This is a genomic window from Sphingobium agrisoli (assembly GCF_041877245.1).
Lineage (GTDB): Bacteria > Pseudomonadota > Alphaproteobacteria > Sphingomonadales > Sphingomonadaceae > Sphingobium.
Genome location: NZ_JBHDJI010000001.1, coordinates 453,065 through 472,485 on the forward strand (window position 1 = coordinate 453,065; position 19,421 = coordinate 472,485).

A 19,421-nucleotide genomic window follows, 5' to 3' on the forward strand; every position below is an offset into this window, starting at 1 on the left:
GTCAGCCTTTCTTCTGGCGACGGATTTCGGTGCGGACGCTGTGACCCAGCGCATCGGCGACGAGCGCGCCCTGTTCGGACACGTGGCGCGACGCCAGGCCCGTGGCGGGCGAGGCGGACGCCTTGCGACCGGCGTAGCGGGCGCGCATCGGCGCCTTGCCGGCCTTGGCCAGCGCTTCCTCGATATAGGGCTCGACGAAGAACCACGCGCCATTGTTGCGCGGCTCCTCCTGGCACCACACCACCTCCTCCAGGGCGGTCATGCGGGCGATGCGGATCGCCAGCGCTTCGGTGGCGAAGGGATAGATCTGCTCCATGCGGACGATCTGGACATCCGTGTCGCCCGCCGCGTCCCGCGCGTCGGCCAGGTCGTAAAACACCTTGCCCGAACACAGCACCAGCCGCCTGGTTTCCGTATCCGCCGCCGCATTGGGGTCGGACAGGATGCGCTTGAACTGCGTTTCGCCCAGGAAATCCTCGGCCTTGCTCACCGCCGCCTTGTGCCGCAGCAGCGACTTGGGCGCCATGATGATCAGCGGCTTGCGGAACGGGCGCAGCATCTGCCGGCGCAGCGCGTGGAAATAATTGGCCGGGGTCGTGATGTTCGCGACCTGGATATTCCCTTCGGCGCACAGCTGGAGATAGCGCTCCAGACGCGCCGAGCTATGCTCCGGCCCCTGCCCCTCATAGCCGTGCGGCAGCAGGCAGACGAGCCCGTTGGAGCGCAGCCACTTGGTCTCCGACGAGGCGATATACTGGTCGAAGATGATCTGCGCGCCATTGGCGAAATCGCCGAACTGCGCTTCCCAGATGACCAGGCTCTTGGGGTCCGCCAAGGCATAGCCATATTCGAAGCCCAGCACCCCATATTCGGACAAGGGCGAATCCAGCACCTCGAACCGGCCGTGCGGCACGGTCGACAGCGGGATATATTTTTTCTCGCTGTCCTGATCGGTCCAGACCGCGTGACGATGGCTGAAGGTGCCGCGCCCCGAATCCTGCCCCGACAGGCGCACGCCATAGCCTTCCGACAATAGCGAACCAAAAGCCAGCGCTTCACCCGTCGCCCAGTCGAAATTCTCGCCGGTCTTGAACATTTCCGCCTTGGCGGCCAGCACGCGGGTCAGCGTCTTGTGGACATTGAGGCCCTCGGGCACCGTCGTCAGCGTCTTGCCCAGGCTGTCGAACAGCTTGCTGCTGATCGCCGAATCCACGCTCTGCCGCGCGGTTTCGGCATCGGCGGGCTTGTGCAGGCCAGACCAGCGACCGGCGAACCAATCCGCCTTGTTCGCCTTATAGCTCTTGGCGGCCTCGAACTCTTCCTCCAGATGCGCGACGAAACCGTCGGTCTGCTCGGCGACGAAGGCGTCATCGATCACCCCCTGCGCTTTCAGCCGTGCGGCATAGACATCGCTCACGGGGGCGTGCTGACGGATTTCCTTGTACATCAGCGGCTGGGTGAAGCCCGGCTCGTCGCCCTCGTTATGACCAAAGCGGCGATAGCACCACATGTCGATCACGACGTCGCGGTGGAAGGTCTGGCGATATTCCATCGCCAGCTTGCACGCGAAGGTCACGGCTTCGGGATCGTCGCCATTGACGTGCAGGATCGGCGCCTGAACGCCCTTAGCGACATCGCTGGGATAGGGCGAACCGCGCGAGAATTGCGGGCTGGTCGTGAAGCCGATCTGGTTGTTGACGATGAAGTGGACGCAGCCGCCGGTGTTGTAACCGGGGACGCCCGAGAAGCCGAAGCATTCCCACACGATGCCCTGGCCCGCGAAGGCCGCGTCGCCATGGATCAGCACGGGCAGCACCTGGTCATGCTTGCCCAGATCGTCGCGGAAGGTCTGCTGCGCGCGCACCTTGCCCAGCACCACCGGATCGACGGTTTCGAGGTGCGAAGGGTTCGGAACCAGCGACATATGCACCTTGATCCCGTCGAACTCGCGATCGGTCGAGGTGCCAAGGTGATACTTCACGTCGCCCGATCCGCCGACGTCTTCCGGGTTGGCGGTGCCGCCCGAAAATTCGTGGAAGATGACGCGGAAGCCCTTGGCCATCACGTTCGCCAGCACGTTCAGGCGGCCGCGATGCGCCATGCCGAACACGATCTCGCGCACACCCGACTGGCCGCCATATTTGATGACGGCTTCGAGCGCGGGGATCATGGATTCGCCGCCGTCGAGGCCGAAGCGTTTGGTGCCGACATATTTGCGGCCCAGGAACTTCTCATATTGCTCGGCCTGGATGACCTTGGCCATGATCGCCTTCTTGCCCTCGGGCGTGAAGATGATCTCCTTGTCCTTGCCCTCCAGCCGCTCCTGGAGGAAACGGCGCTCCTCCACGTCGGCGATGTGCATATATTCTAGGCCCACATTGCCGCAATAATTGGCGCGCAGGATCGACACGATCTCCGCCACGGTCGCATATTGCAGCCCCAGCGTGCCGCCGAGATAGATCTTCTTGCCGGGATCGTTCAGGCCATGATATTCCGGCGTCAGGTCAGCCGGCAGGTCGCGCTTGGTGAGGCCCAGCGGGTCGAGATTGGCGGCGAGATGCCCGCGGACGCGATAGGTGCGGATCAGCAGCTGCGCCCGGATCGCGTCATCGGCGGCGGCGACGGCGTCGCTGTCGGACACGGCCTTGCCCGCGCTCTTGGCGGCGGCCTTGACCGCCACCTGCATCTGCGTGGGGTCCAGCGCCCCGGTCAGATCGTCCGTATCGTTGAGCGGCCAATTGTCGCGCGCCCAGCTCGGGCCGCGCTCGATCTCGAATTCCTGGTTTTCATAACCCATCGTTTGTACCATCCCAGCCGCGTGCAGTCGCGGAGACGGGAGAAGAGCGGCCGGGGTGCAGCCCGGCCGCGTGTATATGTAGGAGTTATCTTACCCCTTCAAGACCTCGACCAGCGTCGATCCCAGTTCGGACGGGCTGGCGGCGACCTTGATGCCGGCCGCTTCCATCGCCGCGATCTTGCTTTCCGCGTCGCCCTTGCCGCCCGACACGATCGCGCCGGCATGGCCCATGCGACGGCCCGGAGGCGCCGTGCGGCCCGCGATGAAGCCGGCCATCGGCTTCTTGCGGCCCTTCTTGGCCTCGTCGATCAGGAACTGGGCGGCCTGCTCTTCCGCGTCGCCGCCGATTTCGCCGATCATGATGATCGATTCGGTGGCGTCGTCGGCCAGGAACAGTTCCAGCACGTCGATGAAGTTGGTGCCGTTGACCGGATCGCCGCCAATGCCGACCGCGGTGGTCTGGCCCAGGCCCGCGTTGGTGGTCTGGAACACCGCCTCATAGGTCAGCGTGCCCGAACGCGACACTACGCCGACGCTGCCCTTTGAGAAGATGGACCCCGGCATGATGCCGATCTTGCATTCGTTGGGGGTCAGGACGCCGGGGCAGTTGGGCCCGATCAGGCGCGACTTGCTGCCCGACAGGGCGCGCTTCACGCGCACCATGTCCAGCACCGGAATGCCTTCGGTGATGCACACGATCAGCGGAATTTCCGCGTCGATCGCTTCCAGGATCGAGTCCGCGGCGAACGGCGGCGGCACGTAGATGACCGAAGCGTCCGCGCCGGTCTTGCTCTTGGCTTCGGCCACCGTGTCGAACATCGGCAGGCCGATATGCGTCGTGCCGCCCTTGCCCGGCGTCACGCCGCCGACCATCTGCGTGCCGTATGCCAGCGCCTGCTCGGTATGGAAGGTGCCGGTGGCGCCGGTCATCCCCTGGGTAATGACCTTGGTGTTCTTGTTCACCAGAATGGACATTCGGTGTCCCTTTGCTTCTGTGGAAGTGGCACTTGGTCGAAAAGCGCTACGCCCCAGGCTGCGCACTTACCTGAGGCGTAACGGTGCAGGTTCGTTGAAAATCAGGCGAGCGTGCTGTCGATGCCCTTGCAGGCGACCAGCAGTTCCTTGACCGCGTCGATCGACACCTGAAGATAGCCCTTGGCCGTCTCGTCCAGTTCGATCTCGACGACCTGCTCGACGCCGCCCGCACCGATGATCACCGGCACGCCGACATAGAGGTCATCGACGCCATATTGGCCGGTCAGGTGCGCCGCGCAGGGCAGCAGGCGCTTCTGGTCGTAGAGATAGGCTTCGGCCATCGCGATGCCGCTGGTCGCGGGCGCGTAGAAGGCCGACCCGGTCTTGAGCAGGCCGACGATCTCGCCGCCGCCCGAGCGGGTGCGCGCGACGATCGCGTCGATCCGCTCCTGGGTGGAACGGCCCATCTTGATGAGGTCGGGGATCGGGATGCCCGCAATGGTCGAATAGGCGGGCACCGGCACCATCGTGTCGCCATGGCCGCCCAGCACGAAGCTGTTCACTTCCTTCACCGACACCTGGAATTCTTCGGCCAGGAAGTGGCTGAAGCGCGCCGAATCCAGCACGCCGGCCATGCCGACGACCTTGTTGTGCGGCAGGCCGGAAAATTCGCGCAGCGCCCACACCATCGCGTCGAGCGGGTTGGTGATGCAGATGACGAAGGCATTGGGCGCGTTATCGCGAATGCCCTCGCCCACCGCCTTCATGACCTTGAGGTTGATGCCCAGCAGGTCGTCGCGGCTCATGCCCGGCTTGCGGGCGACACCGGCGGTGACGATGATGACATCGGCGTCCTTGATGTCGGCATAGTCGTTGGAACCCGTGATCTTCGCGTCGAAGCCTTCGACCGGCCCGCACTGGGACAGGTCCAGCGCCTTGCCCTGCGGTATGCCCTCGACCACGTCGAACAGGACGATGTCGCCCAGACCCTTGAGCGCCGCCAGGTGCGCGAGCGTGCCGCCGATATTGCCAGCGCCGATCAGCGCGATCTTCTTACGGGCCATATGCTGTCATCCTCCAAGTCGTGACATTTGGAATTGCCGGCTCGCCTACGCCCTTCAGCGGGGGGTTTCAACCTAGGAAATCCGCCACGCCCAAATTATCTTTGCAATTGGTTCGCAATTGCATTAAAGGCCGGACACAGCCTGTCGCTCGCCGGCTCCTACCCTGGCCGCGAGCCTTCCCTCCAAGGCTACCCTGCCGGGCGCGCATGTCCTCGGGCGCGCCCGGCCCCTTTTGCGCGCGCAAAGTTGCGGTGAAATGAATGGTAGCCCGAAAGGGGGGAAGGCTATTTCGGCCCGTGACCCAGCGCCAGATACTCGTCCGACTGCATCTCCATCAGCCGCGACACGGTCCGCTCGAACTCGAACGCGCCATCCCCTTCCGGATACAGCCGCGCGGGCGAGGCATCCGCCGCCGCCAGCAGCTTGACCTTATATTCGTAAAGGGAGTCAATCAGCGTCACGAAGCGCGCCGCCTCGTTGCGCCTCTCCGGCCCCAGCACCGGAATGCCGACGATGATGACCGTATGATATTTGCGCGCGATCGCCAGATAGTCGGGCGCGCCGCGCGCCTCGACGCACAGCCGCTTGAAGGAGAATACGGCGACGCCCTTCAGGCTCTTGGGCACATGCAGCGTCCGCCCGCCCTGCACCTTGATGTCCTCCGCCGGCACCTTCGCCCGATCCTCGACCGCATGGTCGGTCAGGCGGAAGAACGCCGCGCTCAGCGCCGCCGTCGCCTCCGGCCCGTTGGGGCAGTGCCAGAGCGTCGCGTCGCCCAGCCGGTCGCGCCGATAATCGGTCGGCCCGTTGAGGCTCAGCACGTCCAGCTTCACCTTGATGAGGTCGATGAACGGCAGGAAAAGCTGGCGGTTCAGCCCGTCCTTGTAGAGATCGTCGGGCACACGGTTGGACGTGGTGACGATCGTCACCCGCTTTTCCATGAGGCCCGTGAACAGCCGCGACATGATTGCCGCATCGGCCATGTTGTTCACCACCATCTCGTCAAAGCAGAGCAGCCGCGCCTCGTCCGCCAGCGACTCCACGACCGGCGGGATCGGATCGCCCGTCTCGGACTTGCGCGCCTCGGCCAGCCGGGCGTGGACGTCGAGCATGAATTCGTGGAAATGCGCCCGCTTCTTGCGCTTGACCTGTACGGTATCGAAGAACAAGTCCATCAGCATCGATTTGCCGCGGCCCACCCCGCCCCACATATAGAGGCCGCGCGGCGGCTCGGGTGCTTTCCGCAGCAGCTTCCAGAGCGTCGATCCCCGTGCCGGCACCGCTTCTAGTTCCCGTTGCAGCCGATCGAGCCGCTCGGCCGCGGCGCGCTGGTCCGGGTCCGGCCGCAATTCGCCGCCCGCGACGAGCGCGTCGTAGCGGGCAAGCACAGTCGTCACCGGGGAGTCGGCGCCTTGCGGACGGTCGCGGTAGAGGCGGCGACCGGCTCGCCGTCCTGGGTAATCAGCATCCGCAGGAAGAAGAGCCGGCCGGTTTCACGCAGCACCTCCACTTCGGCCACCAGATCGCGACCGACCTTGCCCGCGCCCAGATATTGCATCGATAGGTCAATGGTCACGCCATTGACCTGATCCTTGTGCCCCATGATCCACAGCGCGCCGAAATAGGCGTGGTCGGCAAAAGCCGCGACGAAGCCGCCGTGCAATGTATCCAGCCGGTTGCGGTGCCCCTGCCGCGTCTCGATCGCCACCAGCGCCTTGGCCGGACCGAGCGCGCGCATATGTCCGCGCCCGATCGACTGGAGGAACGTGTCTGGCTCGGGGTCGGACCATGCGGCCCAGCCTGTCCATTTGCCTTCGGTCAGCGGGGTTCCGCCGGCAACGCCGTCACTCGCCAACTTACAGCTGCCGCTCGACCATCATCTTCTTGGTTTCGGCGATCGCCTTGGCGGGGCTGAGGCCCTTGGGACAGACGTTCGCGCAGTTCATGATGGTGTGGCAGCGATAGAGACGGAACGGGTCTTCCAGCTCGTCCAGCCGCTCGCCGGTATATTCGTCGCGGCTGTCCGCCAGCCAGCGATAGGCCTGAAGCAGGATCGCCGGACCCAGGAACTTGTCGCTGTTCCACCAGTAGCTCGGGCAGCTGGTCGAGCAGCAGGCGCACAGGATGCACTCGTAGAGGCCGTCGAGCTTCTCGCGATCCTCCGGCGACTGGAGCCGCTCCTTGCCGCTCGGCGCGGGGCTGACGGTTTGCAGCCACGGCTTGATGCTGTTGTACTGCGCGTAGAAATGCGTGAAGTCCGGCACCAGATCCTTGATGACATCCATGTGCGGCAACGGGGTGATCTGCACCTCCTTGCCCGCGCACTCCTCGATCGCGGTGGTGCAGGCGAGGCCGTTCTTGCCGTTCATGTTCATCGAGCAGCTGCCGCAAATCCCCTCGCGGCAGGAACGGCGGAACGTCACCGTGGGATCATATTCATTCTTGATCTTCAGCAGCGCGTCCAGAACCATCGGGCCGCAGGTGTCGAGGTCGACCTCGAACGTGTCGTAGCGCGGATTCGCGCCCGAGTCGGGATCATAGCGATAGACTTTGAAGCTGCGGACGTTGGTCGCCCCCTCGGGCGCCTTGTGGGTCGTGCCCTTGCCGTTGATCTTGCTGTTCTTGGGCAGAGAAAATTCGGCCATCGCGGTTCCAGCCTCAATGATGTCAAAACATGCGTGGGGGAGCGCATAACAAAAAATAGGCAAAGGTCCAGCACCGACTATGGGGCATATCGCCCAATCCCGCCCTGCCCTCCGCGCGAACGACTTGCAAAGCGCGGCGAGCATGGCAATGCAGCAGGCCACCTGCGACCCTTCCGAAAGCCCGCATGAGCCAGACGATCACCACCAACCTCGGCCCCGTCCGCCTGATCGGCGACAATGCGACGCCGATCTGGGGCATGTCCAATGCCGAACGCAACCGCCGCATGGCGGAAAGCGCGGCCAAGAGCGGCGGCCGCCTCGCGCCGGGCCATGAACTTCTGTTCAATCTCGCCTATGCGTTCGACCCGCTGCTGCTGCGGCTTGCGCTCGATACGCCGGGCACGCTCTTCACCTGGGGGGAGGCACCGATCGTCGGTCAGGTGGCGCAAGGCAGCGATCCCGCCGCCGCGCCGCACATCATCGATCTGTCCGACGGGCGCAAGCTCTACAACCGCGCGCTGCGCAAGCTCGAACAGCCGATGGTGCGCGACCTCAACCCAGCCACCCGCCGCGCGATCGAACGGCAAAGCTATTTCGGCGCCTACAAGGGCGTCACCGACCTGCTCACCAAATATCTCTGGCCCGAACTCGCGCTCATCCTGACCCGCATCGCCGCGCAACTGCGGATGACGCCCAACATGGTGTCGGTCATCGGCGTCGCCCTCTGCATCCTGGCGACCTTCCTGTTCGCGAAGGGCCTGTACTGGAGCGGCTTTCTGGCCGGCTTCATCTTCATGGTGCTCGACACCGTCGACGGAAAGCTCGCCCGCTGCACCATCACCTCGTCCAAATGGGGCAATGTGATCGACCATGGCGTCGACCTCGTCCACCCGCCCTTCTGGTGGTATTTCTGGGGCACCGGCCTCGTCTATTGGGGCCTGCCGCTTTCGCCCGCCGATTTCCGCTTCGTCATGGGCGCGGTCGTCGCGGGCTATGTGCTGCAACGGCTGATCGAGGGCGCGTTCATGCGCTCCTTTGGCGGGATGCACATCCATGTCTGGCGGCCGTTCGACAGCTGGTTCCGCCTCATCACCGCACGCCGCAACCCCAATATGGTGATCCTGTTCGTGTCGCTGCTGTTCGGGCGGCCCGACATCGGCCTGATTGCGCTCGCCTGGTGGACGATCCTCTCGCTGATCGTCCACGCCGTCCGCCTGGCGCAGGCTTATGTCATGACGTTGTCAGGCAGGCCGATCGTCAGCTGGATGGACGAGGCGGAGGCGGCGCTATGAACGCGACGATCGAAAAATTCGGCTGGCCCGCGACCCTGGTGGCGGAATTCGACCATTGGCTGGTCCTGCTCCGCCCCGCCCAGCCGACGCTCGGATCGCTGGTGTTGGCGGCCAGGAGCGACGCCACCGCCTTTGGCGACCTCCCCGCCACCGCCCATGCCGAACTCAAGACCGTCACCGCTATGATCGAGGCCGCCCTGCGCGAGGCGGTGGACTATGCGAAGATCAACTATCTGATGCTGATGATGGTCGACCCCCACGTCCATTTCCACGTCATCCCCCGCTACGAAGGCGCCCGCAGCGGCGGCGGCGTGACGGTGCCCGATGCAGGCTGGCCCGGACAGCCGGACCTCGGTGCTGCGGTCAAGCTGGACGGCGACATGGCGGCGGTGCGGGATTGGCTGAAAGGATGGGTCGACAGATAACTGTAGGGAAAGCGAAAAAGAATGCGCTCGTCACCCCGGCCTTGAGCCGGGGTCCCGCTATTCTTTGAACAACATGTCGGACATATCCCGCCAGTCGGGATTGGCGCGCTTGATCAGATCGAATTTCCGGCTGCGTTTCCACCGCTTTATCCGCTTCTCCTGCTCGATGCAGGCGCGAATATCGTCGCCCCCCTCCGTCCATACCAGGCGATTCAATCCATAACGCCTGCAGAAGTCCGAGCCAGTGCCGCTACGATGCTCATATATGCGCGACAATATCCGCTGTCACGCCGACATATATCGCACCGCGATATCGATCGGCCATCATATAGACCCGGCCGCCGTGACGATCATCCCCCGTCATTCGTCGAGCCTCAAAAAAGCGGGACCCCGGGTCAAGCCCGGGGTGACGAGGGCAATCACTTCCAGATCAGCATCCAGCCTATCCCCCCCTTTCAAAGTAGGATTATCTCTGATCTATCCTGTCGGATGATCCCGGAACCGCTCGTCCCCCCTGCCGCCGCCGAACGCTCGCAGCGCGGGACTGTTGCCATTCTGTTGGAAGGGACGCGTCGCAGACGCTTGGGTGGCGCGTCGCGGGCGCATAAGGCCCGAAAAGCCCTGCAACGGTGTGAACTTCGTAGGAACGCCTGCGGCAGCTCAGCCGCGATAACGCCCCTGCGCCATCCACTGCGCCGTCAGCGCCGTCGCCGCCTCGACATCCTGCGGGAAATCGACCTCCTGCCACGCCAGCCCCTCGATCGACACGGTGCCGACGCGGTTGCCCTTGGCGATGATGTCGATGGCGCGCAGATACCAGCGCTCGACCCCTTCGGGCGTCCGCATCATCTGGTCGATCTGGTTGCGGAAGATCGCCGGTCCTTCGCCGGTGAAGGCCAGCATCCCGATCGACTCGGCGTTGGTGTCGGGCGGCAGCAGCCTTTTGCCGATGGCGCGCAGCCGCCCGTCGTCGTCCCGGCTGACCTTCATGTCATCATCGTCATAGTCGCCGTCGGGCTTCACATCGACGGTAACCGTGATCGCATCCGTCGCCCCGGCGATCAGCCGCGCGACGATCTCGTCCGAAATGATCGTGTCGCCGTTCAGGATGATGAAATCGCGGTCCATCTCCTCCCGCACGATCCAGCAGGTGCCAAGATTGTCGGCGACCTGAAAGAAGGGGTTGAAGACGGTGCGGATGCGCGCCCCGGTGTCGCGGTAGAGTTGCAGCGCATGGTCCTCGACCCGCTCGGTGCGGAATCCTGTCACGACCACGATATCCGTCACCCCGTTCGCCACCAGCGCCGCCACCTGCCAGCTGATCAGACTGCGGCCGTTGAAATCGATCATGCATTTGGGGATGTCGCGGGTCAGCGGCAGCAGGCGCGATCCCTGGCCGGCGGACAGGATGATGGCTTTGGTAATGGTCATCGCCGCGCTGTAGAGCGAAATCTGGCCGAAAAAAAGGCGGCGTTTGCGCTGGCCGAAACGCTGGCCTACAGCGCGCTATCAGCACGCCAGCGAGGGGCCGTTCAGCGAGTGATGTTCAAGCGCAAGCCGGGCGCGGCGGGGGACGGGTTCGCGCGCATCCTGGCGAACACCGGATGGCTGCTGGGCGGCAAGGGCGTGGGCGCGGTGCTCAGCCTCGTCTATCTCGCCATCGTCACCCGGACGCTGGGCGTCGCCGATTTCGGCCGCTTCGCCCTGGTGTTGAGCGCCGCGCAGGTCATCAAGACATTGGTCAGCTTCGACAGCTGGCAGATCGTCGTGCGCTACGGCCAGCCGCATCTGGCGGCGGGGAACGGCGACGCCCTCAACCGGGTGCTGCGCTTCTGCATCCTGATCGACCTCGCCTCGGCGGTGGCGGGTGGGGCGATCGCGGCGGGCATCCTCCTCTTCTTCGGCCATATGCTCGATCTCGGCCCCGGAATGGCGCTTCAGGTCTGGCTGTTCTGCATGGTGACGATGATCACCATCCGCTCCAGCCCGACCGGCGTGCTGCGCCTGTTCGACCGCTTCGGGTCCGCCGCGCTTGCCGAAACCATGATCCCGGTCGGCCGGATGATCGGCGCCGCGCTGGCGCTGGCCTTCGCGCCGACCATCGCGGGATTCCTCATCGCCTGGGGCTTTTCCGAACTGCTCTGCGCGATCAGCTACTGGTATCTGGCGCTGAAGGTCGGGCGCGGCCGCATCGGCCACTGGCGCGCGGGCCGGGCGCTCGACGCGCCCCGCGAAAATCCCGGCATCGTCGGCTTTTTGACCGCCACCAATCTCCAGACCAGCCTCACCTCGGTGGGACAGCAGGTCGCGGTGCTGATCGTCGGCGGCTTCGTCGGCCCGGCGGGCGCCGGCCTCTACCGCCTCGCCAACCAGCTCGCCAATTCGCTGACGAAGATCAGCAGCCTCCTCTCACGCAGCATCTTCGTCGAACTGTCGCGCACCAGCACGCACGGCGCCGAAGCGCTCGGCGCACTGTTCCGCCGCACGAACAAGCTGGCGCTGGCGGCCGGCGCGGTTATCATCCTGCTGATCGTCGCCATCGGCCACCTGCTGCTCGGCCTCATCGCCGGGCGCGAATTTCTTCCTGCCTATCCGCTGCTTTTGATGCTGGGGATCGCGGCCTGCATCGACCTGATCGGCGTCAGCTATCGCCCGCTGCTGATGGCGACCGACCGCGCCGGCCTGTCGCTACGGATCACCTTCGTCTCGACGCTGCTGCTGCTCGGCCTGCAAGCCGCGCTGCTGCCGCTCTACGGCACCAAAGGCGCGGCGATGGCCAACATCGTCGCGGCGCTCGCCGGTTTCGCGATGATGGGCCTTGCCAGCCGCCGGGCGCTGCGCGCCTAGTCGGTCAGGTCGTCGATCGCCGCGCCGGGGCCGTTCTTCTGGATCGACTCGATCGCGTTCTTCGCGCCCGCCTTGCTGGCATAGCCTTCGGTCCAGAAGATCGTTTCGCTATTATATTTGAACTTGGCGACGAACTCGCCCGCCTTGTTCTTTTCGATCACGAACTTGTGCGCCATGCCTGCCTCCCCAAAGTCGTTGCGTCATCGAAATCGTGCCGGAGAATAGGCCGCCGCATCGATGCTGGCAAGCGCCGGCGGCAGCGCCGCCCCGCCCAGCAACGCCGCGCCGATCATGGCCGCCGCCGGCGCGGTCTGAATGCCGAAGCCGCCCTGCCCCGCGAACCAGAAGAAGCCCGGCGCCTCAGGATCGAACCCGTAAACGGGCGCGCGATCGGGCGAAAAGCTCCGCAACCCCGCCCACTTATGCTCGACCCCGCCGATCCGCCAGTCGACCGCGCCCTCGAACCGGGCGATCGCCTGCGCCACCGCCATCTCCTCCGGGGCGGCGTCGCAGGGGAGCGAGGGCTCCTCGTCATGGGGCGTCAGCCACAGCCGCCCCGGTCCCTCGGGCTTGAAATAGAAACGCTGCGCCAGGTCCATGATCAGCGGCAGGTCGGGCGAAGGCAGATCGGGGCATGTGATCTGCACCACCGTTCGCCGCAGCGGGGCGATGCCGATCGGCGCGACCCCGCAGGCGATCGCCACTTGGTCCGCCCAAGACCCGGCCGCATTGACGATCAGCCCGCAATCGATCGCCCCATCGCGCGTCTCGATCCGCCAGCCATCGCCCTGCCGCCGCGCTGCCTCCAGCGCCGCCGCCAGCCGGATGTCGCCCCCCCGCCGCCGAAAGCGCCGCAAATAGGCCTGGTGCAGCCCCGCCACGTCGATGTCCCGGCAACTCGCCTCCATCAGGCCCACCGTCCATTCGGGCCGCAATCCCGGCACCAGCGCCTGGGGATCGACCGGCCGCAAATCGACCATGCCGGCAAATTCGGCGATCATCGCGTCGCGCAGTCCCTCGTCCCCCGCCCGCCCGATATGCAGCGAGCCGCGCGGCGACAGGAAGCTCCCGTCATGGAAATCGGGATCGGGCGCGGCGAGCATGGCCCCCGACGCCGTCGTCAGCGGCTGCACCGCCGGCCCGCCGTAGGTCTCCTCCCAGAAAGCGACCGAACGCCCGGTGGAATGATATCCGGCCCGTTCCTCCATCTCCAGGATCGTCACCTTGGCGAACGCGGCCAGTTCCGCGCCCAGGCTCGCGCCCGCCATGCCCGCGCCCACGATCACGATATCTGGCCGGCTCACCGCGCGACCTCGTCCAGAAAGGCGTCGATCCGCCGCAGCGCGTCGATCCGCACCGGGTCGAGCTCGCGCAAAATCTCGTGCGCCGCCTCCTTGCCATAGACATGCAGCCGCACGTGCGGAATGCGCGCCGCCATCGCCCGGATCGCCGGCGTCGATACCAATGCATCCGCCTTCGTCGCCAGGATCAGCATCGGCCCCCTGATCCCCGGCACGGCATCGGCTCGCGCCATCGCCCGCGTCGATTCCAACGCCTGCAATACCCAGTTCCAGCTCGGCGGCCCCAGCGCCACGTCGCGACTATGGTCGCGCCACCACAATTCGTCGGCATAGCGTTCGGGATCGTGGGTCAGCCTTTTCTGCCGGATACGGTTCAGCCGCTCCGATCCTTCCTTCTGGGTCCAGGCCTGCTTTTCGCCCTGCCCCAGCGCCACCATCGCCCGCGCGACCAGATGCGCCAGCCACAGCGGCAGCGGCGCGCTGTGCAGCCCCAGCATCGGCGCTGTAAGGACCACGGCATCGGGCGGCTCCAGCCCCTCCACGAGCGCGCGCAGCAGCATATGCCCGCCCATCGAATGCGCGACCATCACGCTCGGCCCCTGCCCCTCAGCCCGCCACTCGGCGGCGAGCGCGCTCAAGTCCGCGATCCAGTCGCCGAAATCCCCGATATGCCCGCACAAGGGATCGCCGGTCAGTCGCCCCGATCCGCCCTGCCCGCGCCAGTCGAAGCTGGTGACCGCCCAGCCCCGCTCCGCCCAGTGATGGATGACTTCGAGATATTTCTCGATCATGTCGCCGCGCCCGCCCACCACGAGCATCCGTCCCCGCGCGCCGTTCCCCAGGCGATAGCGGCGGATCGGCCAGCCGTCCGGCGCGGTCCAGTAATCCAGCCGGCCACCCATCGGCCAGGCACGCCGGTCGAAGGCCGGCACGGCTGCAAGGCCGGTGAAATCGGGCGAATCCATGGGGCGCATGGTTACGCTTTGGTAAGCCATCTGGTCTAGGGACTAGGCCCATGTCGGGGGATTTTTTCAGACTGGCGCTGATAGGCGCCCTGGGCGCGCTGCTGATCGTCGCGGCGATCACGGACCTGCGCGCGCGCATCATCTCCAACCGGCTCAATCTGGCGATCGCGCTGCTGGCGCTGCCCTGGTGGGTCGCCTGCGGCGTGTCGCCATGGCCCGATATGGCGATCCAACTGCTCACGGGAGCGGTCGTGTTCGCCCTGTTCGCTGCGCTCTTCGCCTTCGGCCTGATGGGCGGGGGCGATGTCAAGCTACTGGGCGCGCTGGCGCTCTGGTTCCCGTGGCAGGTGACCCTGTCGCTGCTCGTGCTGATGGCGATGCTGGGCGGCCTCGTGACGCTCGTCACGATCGTCCACCACAGGATCGCCAGAAAGCCGGGCCAGCCCGAAATACCCTACGGCGTTGCCATTTCCATCGCCGGTTTGTGGGTACTTGGCGAACGATATCTTAACCAATTTGCGTGATGAACGGGGTGCTGGGGGCAGTGCACCCATTTGAGGGAGGCGAATTTCGTCATGGACGCTAAGAAGATCGTGCTGCTGGTGGGGGCGCTTATCATAGCGGTCACTACCGCCTTGCTTGCGCGCAGCATGTTGAGTTCATCGAGCGCGCCGCAGGTCAACGCTGCGGCCATGCCGAACGAGGCGGAACTGCCGCACGTCCTGGTCGCGACCAAGGCTTTGCCGGTCGGCACCATCCTCGACGCGGAAAGCTTCCGTTTCCAGCCCTGGCCCAAGGATCTGGTCGAACAGGTCTATTATCTGAAGGGTCAGGCCGATCCTGCCAAACTCGCCGGCAGCGTCGTGCGGACCGCCATCACGGCGGGGCAGCCGCTGACCCAGGGCGCGCTGGTGAAGCCCGGCGATCGCGGCTTCCTCGCCGCCGCATTGGGGCCGGGCATGCGCGCCGTGACGGTGCCGGTGTCGGCGCAAAGCTCGGTCGCGGGCTTCGTCTTCCCCGGCGACCGCGTCGACCTCGTCCTCACGCAAAGCGTGTCGGGCGGCGGCGAAGGCGAACCGCTCAAGGTTTCCGAAACCATCCTGCGCAACCTGCGCGTGCTCGCCACCGATCAGCGCATGGACGCGATGGGCGAGGACGGCAAGCCGGTCGTCCAGACCTATTCCAACGTCACCGTCGAAGTGACGCCCAAGATCGCGGAAAAGATCGCGGTCGCGCAGACCATCGGGTCGCTCAGCATGTCGCTCCGCTCGATTGCCGACAATGCGTCGGATCTGGACGCAGCGATCGCCGGCACCGATGTCGACCTGCCCGGCAGCGCGAACCCGAACGCCGAAAAAGCGCTGATCGCGAAGCTCGCGGCGCGCCCGGTCGATCGCGGCTCCACCTATTCCACCGGCGCCGATGTGTCGCGCTACCAGCGCAGCAGCGTGCCGGCCAAAGCCGAAGCGCCGATCCCGCCCATGATGGCCGCCAATGGCGCGCCGGTCGGCACCGTCGCCTTCAAGGGACCAGTGATCCGCGTCGCGCGCGGCACCAATGTGACCGAAGTTCCGGTCGGGGGTAAGTGAGATGAAGAGCTTGCACAATCGCGCCTCGCGCCTCGCCGCTCCGGCGATCGCGCTCGGCCTGGCGGTCGCGGCGGTCGCGGCCCCCACGACGGCGCTCAACGCCGCCCCGGCCAGCACGCAGGACAATGCGATCCTGATGTCGGTCGGCGGCAGCCGGGTGGTCAATCTCGGCTCGGCCATGTCGGACGTGGTGATCGCCAATCCCGAAGTGGTGGACGTCCATGTCCGCTCGCAGAACCAGCTCTACCTGATCGCGAAGAAGGCGGGCGAAACCACCGTCTTTGCGACCGCCAAGAACGGCAAGGTGCTGTTTTCGGGCACGGTCCGGGTCGGCAACAACCTGACCAGCATCGACGACATGCTCCGCCTGGCGATGCCGGGCGCCGACATCGCGGTCAACAAGATGAACGGCATGGTGCTGCTCACCGGCACGATTCAGGCGCCCGAGGACGCGGCCGAGGCGGAACGCCTGACCCAGGCGTTCGTCGGCAAGGAAGTGACCGTCGTCAGCCGCCTGCGCATGGCGACGCCGTTGCAGGTCATGCTTCAGGTCAAGATCGCGGAAGTCAGCAAGGATGTCGGCCACAAGATTGGCGCGAACGTAATGGGACTTGGCACTGGGCGCGGCAGCTTCAGCGGCTATCTCAACCGCTCGACCCGCAACTTTGTTACCGACAATGGCCCGGTCCCCGATGCGCCGCAGAACACCACACGTTCGTGGACCTTCAACGGTCTTACCGACGGCACGACCTCGCTGGGCTTCATCGCCAAGATTTTTGGCATGGACGTCGCCGGGGCTCTGGATCTTGCCGAATCGAGCGGCCTCGCCACCACGCTGGCGCAGCCCAACCTGACCTCGCTGTCGGGCGAAACCGCCAGCTTCCTGGCCGGCGGCGAATATCCCTACACGGTCAATAACGGGCCGTCCTCGGGCAACAGCATCGAATTCAAGCAATATGGCGTGCAGCTCGCCTTCACGCCTACGGTGCTGGCCGATGGCCGCATTTCCCTGCGCGTCCGCCCGACGGTGTCGAGCCTCGACTTCTCGGTGAACGCCAGCATCCCCGCGCTCAAGAGCCGGACGGCGGAAACCACGGTCGAACTGGGCTCGGGTCAGGCCTTCATGATCGCGGGCCTGCTCAACGCGGAAACCAGCAACGGTGTCGACAAGGTGCCGGGCCTGGGCGACATCCCCATCCTGGGCAGCCTGTTCAAGTCGCGCCAGTTCCAGCGCAACGAAACTGAACTGGTGATCGTCGTCACTCCCTATCTGGTGAAGCCGATGAACGCGCAGGACGTGCGCCTGCCGACCGACGGGTTCCGCAACGCCACCCAGCTTCAGGGCCTGCTGCTGCAACAGGGGCAGGACGGCATCAGCGGCCATCCCGGCACCAAGCCGCAGCGCGGACCCACCGGCCCGGCCCCCGCGCCCGGCCCGCAGGCCGCAGCACCGCTGCCGCCGGTCGCCGCCCGCTCCACCGGCAAGGGGCCTGTGACCCCCGGCTTCAGCTTCTGACGGAAGGATCGATCCGATGACTTCTCCTCTCTCCACCCGTCGCTGCCTGACCGCATTGACCGTCGTCCTCATCGCCGCGCTGCCGATGTCGGCGGATGCCGCCGGTCGCAAACGCGACACCAACCGCAGCGTCGATTCGGTGCATCAGCCCGTCGTCAGCCACAGCGCCTACACCTACGACGCGCTGGTCGGCCCCGGCGGCCTGACGCCGCAGGAAATGGCGCGCCTGAACGACTGGTTCGCCTCGATCGACCTTGGCTATGGCGATCAGGTCGCGGTCGCGGCCGACAGCGGCTTTTATGATCCGACGATCCGCGATGCGGTCGCCGATGTCGCCGCACGCTACGGCCTGCTGGTCGGCGAAGACAGCTCCGGCGCGGCCGGCACCGCCCCTGCAGGCAGCGTCCGCCTGATCGTCCGCCGCGCGACGGCGCGCGTACCGAGCTGCCCCGACTGGCACGACACGCAGGAAACCAACATGACCCTGGGCGGCGGGGCCAATTTTGGCTGCGGCGTCAACAGCAACTGGGCGGCGATGGTCGCCAACCCCGAAGACCTCGTGCGTGGCCAGACCACCGACAGCGATCTTCGCACGGCGACGTCCAACCGCGCCATTTCCGCCTATCGCGACAAGGCGCCCAGCGGTGCTGGCGACCTCAAGCAGATCACCGCAGGAGGCCAGTGACATGAACGCACCCTGGAAACCCGGCATGGCGGGACAGCGTGACCCGTTCCACGCCTTCGTCTGCGACGATCACAGCTTCGACCTGCTGCGTGCGGTCGTCGCCGAAATGGGCTGGGCGCCCGAAAAGGTGAACAAGGGCGGGATGCGTAACGCGGTTCAGAGCCTGTCGATCACCGCTTCGCCCCAGATCCTGTTCGTCGACATGTCCGAAAGCGGCGATCCGCTCAACGACATCAACAGCCTCGCCGAAGTCTGCGAGCCCGGCACGGTGGTGATCGCCGCCGGCCAGGTCAACGACGTGCGCCTCTATCGCGATCTCGTCGCCAGCGGCATCCAGGATTATCTCCTCAAACCCTTCGGCGCGGACCAGCTGCGCGACGCACTGGCGCAGGCGCAGGCCGTGTTCATGGCCCCGCGCGACGCCGGGCCGGAACGGCCGCACTGCACCATCGCGGTGATCGGCACGCGCGGCGGCGTGGGTGCGTCCAGCATCGCGACCTCGCTCGCCTGGCTGCTCTCGGAAAAGAAGAAGCGCCCGACCGCGCTGCTCGACCTCGACGTGCATTTCGGCACCAACGCGCTGGCGATGGACCTGGAGCCCGGCCGTGGCCTGACCGACGCAATCGAAAATCCCAGCCGCATCGACGGCCTGTTCATCGAGCGCGCGATGGTGCGGGCGAGCGACACGCTGGCGATCCTGTCGGCCGAAGCGCCGATCAGCCAGCCGATGCTGACCGACGGCGGCGCCTTCTACCAACTGCTGGAGGAATTCCGCCTCGCCTTCGAATGCAGCGTCATCGACCTGCCGCGCGGCATGCTGATCCAGCATCCGCACCTCATGACCGACGTCAATGTGACCTTGGTGGTGACGGAGCTGACGCTGGCGTCGGCGCGCGACACGATCCGCATCCTCTCCTGGCTCAAAAGCAACGCGCCGCAGGGCCGCGTGATCGTGGTGGCCAACCGGGTCCATCCGGGGTCGCCCGAAATCAGCCGCAAGGATTTCGAGCAGTCGATCGAGCGCAAGGTGGACGTGATCGTCCCCTTCGACCTACGCGTCGCCGCGCAGGCGGCCAAGCTCGGCAAGACCATCGCGGAAACCGCCAAGGGCAGCAAGCTCGGCGCGGCCTGCACGGCGATGCTGGAGGAAGTGCTGGGCGCGGCGGATGCCGACGCAGCAGACGGAGCCCCGGCCAAGGGCGGCGCGAAGCCGAGCGCCAAAAAAGGCGACTCGCTGCTCGGCAAGTTCGATTTCAAGTCGATGATGCCCTCGCGCCGCAAGGCGAAGGTAACGCAGGACGATTGATCGCGCGCGCCGTC

18 protein-coding genes and 1 pseudogene are annotated in these 19,421 nt (G+C 65.9%); 8 read left to right on the forward strand and 11 right to left on the reverse strand.

Annotation, left to right across the window (positions count from 1 at the left end):
* Nucleotide 1 precedes the first annotated feature (1 nt).
* The 6 genes from ACETPF_RS02150 to ACETPF_RS02175 all read right to left on the reverse strand — a co-directional run bounded on the left by ACETPF_RS02150 (nt 2) and on the right by ACETPF_RS02175 (nt 7,481).
* Nucleotides 2-2,797, reverse strand: a complete 2,796-nt coding sequence (locus ACETPF_RS02150; RefSeq protein WP_373932619.1) for a 2-oxoglutarate dehydrogenase E1 component — start codon at nt 2,795-2,797, stop codon at nt 2-4.
* A gap of 90 nt (nt 2,798-2,887) precedes the next feature.
* Nucleotides 2,888-3,772: a succinate--CoA ligase subunit alpha gene (gene sucD / locus ACETPF_RS02155; protein WP_066857545.1), complete on the reverse strand. Its 885-nt coding sequence runs from the start codon at nt 3,770-3,772 to the stop codon at nt 2,888-2,890.
* Nucleotides 3,773-3,873: 101 nt separating this feature from the next.
* Nucleotides 3,874-4,836 (reverse strand): malate dehydrogenase, encoded by a 963-nt coding sequence (gene mdh / locus ACETPF_RS02160; protein ID WP_373932620.1) that lies wholly within the window; start codon nt 4,834-4,836, stop codon nt 3,874-3,876.
* Nucleotides 4,837-5,120: 284 nt separating this feature from the next.
* Nucleotides 5,121-6,233, reverse strand: coding sequence for a cell division protein ZapE (gene zapE, locus ACETPF_RS02165; protein ID WP_373932621.1), 1,113 nt, complete (start codon nt 6,231-6,233; stop codon nt 5,121-5,123).
* Nucleotides 6,230-6,691 carry a PaaI family thioesterase gene (locus ACETPF_RS02170; protein WP_373932622.1) on the reverse strand — a complete coding sequence of 154 codons (462 nt, stop codon included), beginning with the start codon at nt 6,689-6,691 and terminating at the stop codon, nt 6,230-6,232. Before ACETPF_RS02170 ends, zapE begins: the two co-directional genes overlap by 4 nt.
* Nucleotide 6,692: 1 nt before the next feature.
* Nucleotides 6,693-7,481: a succinate dehydrogenase iron-sulfur subunit gene (locus ACETPF_RS02175; RefSeq protein WP_373932623.1), complete on the reverse strand. Its 789-nt coding sequence runs from the start codon at nt 7,479-7,481 to the stop codon at nt 6,693-6,695.
* 185 nt (nt 7,482-7,666) lie between these two features.
* Between ACETPF_RS02175 and ACETPF_RS02180 the strand changes: the two genes are divergently transcribed.
* Complete coding sequence (locus ACETPF_RS02180; protein WP_373932624.1) at nt 7,667-8,773, forward strand: CDP-alcohol phosphatidyltransferase family protein; 1,107 nt, start codon at nt 7,667-7,669, stop codon at nt 8,771-8,773.
* A complete protein-coding gene (locus ACETPF_RS02185) occupies nt 8,770-9,198 on the forward strand; it encodes an HIT family protein (protein ID WP_373932625.1) in 429 nt (142 codons plus the stop codon). Before ACETPF_RS02180 ends, ACETPF_RS02185 begins: the two co-directional genes overlap by 4 nt.
* Nucleotides 9,199-9,255: 57 nt before the next feature.
* Here ACETPF_RS02185 and ACETPF_RS02190 read toward each other — a convergent pair.
* A pseudogene (locus tag ACETPF_RS02190) lies at nt 9,256-9,562 on the reverse strand (GIY-YIG nuclease family protein).
* Nucleotides 9,563-9,858: 296 nt separating this feature from the next.
* Nucleotides 9,859-10,629, reverse strand: a complete 771-nt coding sequence (locus ACETPF_RS02195; protein ID WP_373932626.1) for a phosphocholine cytidylyltransferase family protein — start codon at nt 10,627-10,629, stop codon at nt 9,859-9,861.
* Between the two features lie 111 nt (nt 10,630-10,740).
* On the opposite strand from ACETPF_RS02195, the gene ACETPF_RS02200 reads away from it, so the two are divergent.
* Nucleotides 10,741-12,045 (forward strand): lipopolysaccharide biosynthesis protein, encoded by a 1,305-nt coding sequence (locus ACETPF_RS02200; protein WP_373932627.1) that lies wholly within the window; start codon nt 10,741-10,743, stop codon nt 12,043-12,045.
* Here ACETPF_RS02200 and ACETPF_RS02205 read toward each other — a convergent pair.
* Genes ACETPF_RS02205 through ACETPF_RS02215 form a run of 3 tightly spaced genes read right to left on the reverse strand, consistent with a single transcriptional unit; the run spans nt 12,042 to nt 14,320 of the window.
* Nucleotides 12,042-12,221 carry a YegP family protein gene (locus ACETPF_RS02205; RefSeq protein ID WP_373932628.1) on the reverse strand — a complete coding sequence of 60 codons (180 nt, stop codon included), beginning with the start codon at nt 12,219-12,221 and terminating at the stop codon, nt 12,042-12,044. The genes ACETPF_RS02200 and ACETPF_RS02205 overlap by 4 nt on opposite strands.
* Nucleotides 12,222-12,245: 24 nt before the next feature.
* Nucleotides 12,246-13,349, reverse strand: a complete 1,104-nt coding sequence (locus tag ACETPF_RS02210) for an NAD(P)/FAD-dependent oxidoreductase (protein ID WP_373932629.1) — start codon at nt 13,347-13,349, stop codon at nt 12,246-12,248.
* Nucleotides 13,346-14,320, reverse strand: a complete 975-nt coding sequence (locus ACETPF_RS02215) for an alpha/beta fold hydrolase (protein ID WP_373932630.1) — start codon at nt 14,318-14,320, stop codon at nt 13,346-13,348. The genes ACETPF_RS02210 and ACETPF_RS02215 overlap by 4 nt, the downstream gene beginning before the upstream one ends.
* Nucleotides 14,321-14,361: 41 nt before the next feature.
* Between ACETPF_RS02215 and ACETPF_RS02220 the strand changes: the two genes are divergently transcribed.
* From ACETPF_RS02220 to ACETPF_RS02240, 5 genes are read left to right on the forward strand one after another with little or no spacing between them, the layout of a single operon-like run.
* Nucleotides 14,362-14,835: an A24 family peptidase gene (locus ACETPF_RS02220; protein ID WP_373932631.1), complete on the forward strand. Its 474-nt coding sequence runs from the start codon at nt 14,362-14,364 to the stop codon at nt 14,833-14,835.
* Between the two features lie 51 nt (nt 14,836-14,886).
* Nucleotides 14,887-15,900 (forward strand): Flp pilus assembly protein CpaB, encoded by a 1,014-nt coding sequence (gene cpaB, locus ACETPF_RS02225; RefSeq protein WP_373932632.1) that lies wholly within the window; start codon nt 14,887-14,889, stop codon nt 15,898-15,900.
* 1 nt (nt 15,901) lies between these two features.
* Nucleotides 15,902-17,416 carry a type II and III secretion system protein family protein gene (locus ACETPF_RS02230; RefSeq protein WP_373932633.1) on the forward strand — a complete coding sequence of 505 codons (1,515 nt, stop codon included), beginning with the start codon at nt 15,902-15,904 and terminating at the stop codon, nt 17,414-17,416.
* Between the two features lie 16 nt (nt 17,417-17,432).
* On the forward strand, nt 17,433-18,101 hold the full coding sequence (locus tag ACETPF_RS02235; RefSeq protein ID WP_373932634.1) for a CpaD family pilus assembly protein: 669 nt from the start codon (nt 17,433-17,435) through the stop codon (nt 18,099-18,101).
* 1 nt (nt 18,102) lies between these two features.
* Nucleotides 18,103-19,407, forward strand: coding sequence for a nucleotide-binding protein (locus ACETPF_RS02240; protein ID WP_373932635.1), 1,305 nt, complete (start codon nt 18,103-18,105; stop codon nt 19,405-19,407).
* Nucleotides 19,408-19,421: the final 14 nt, after the last annotated feature.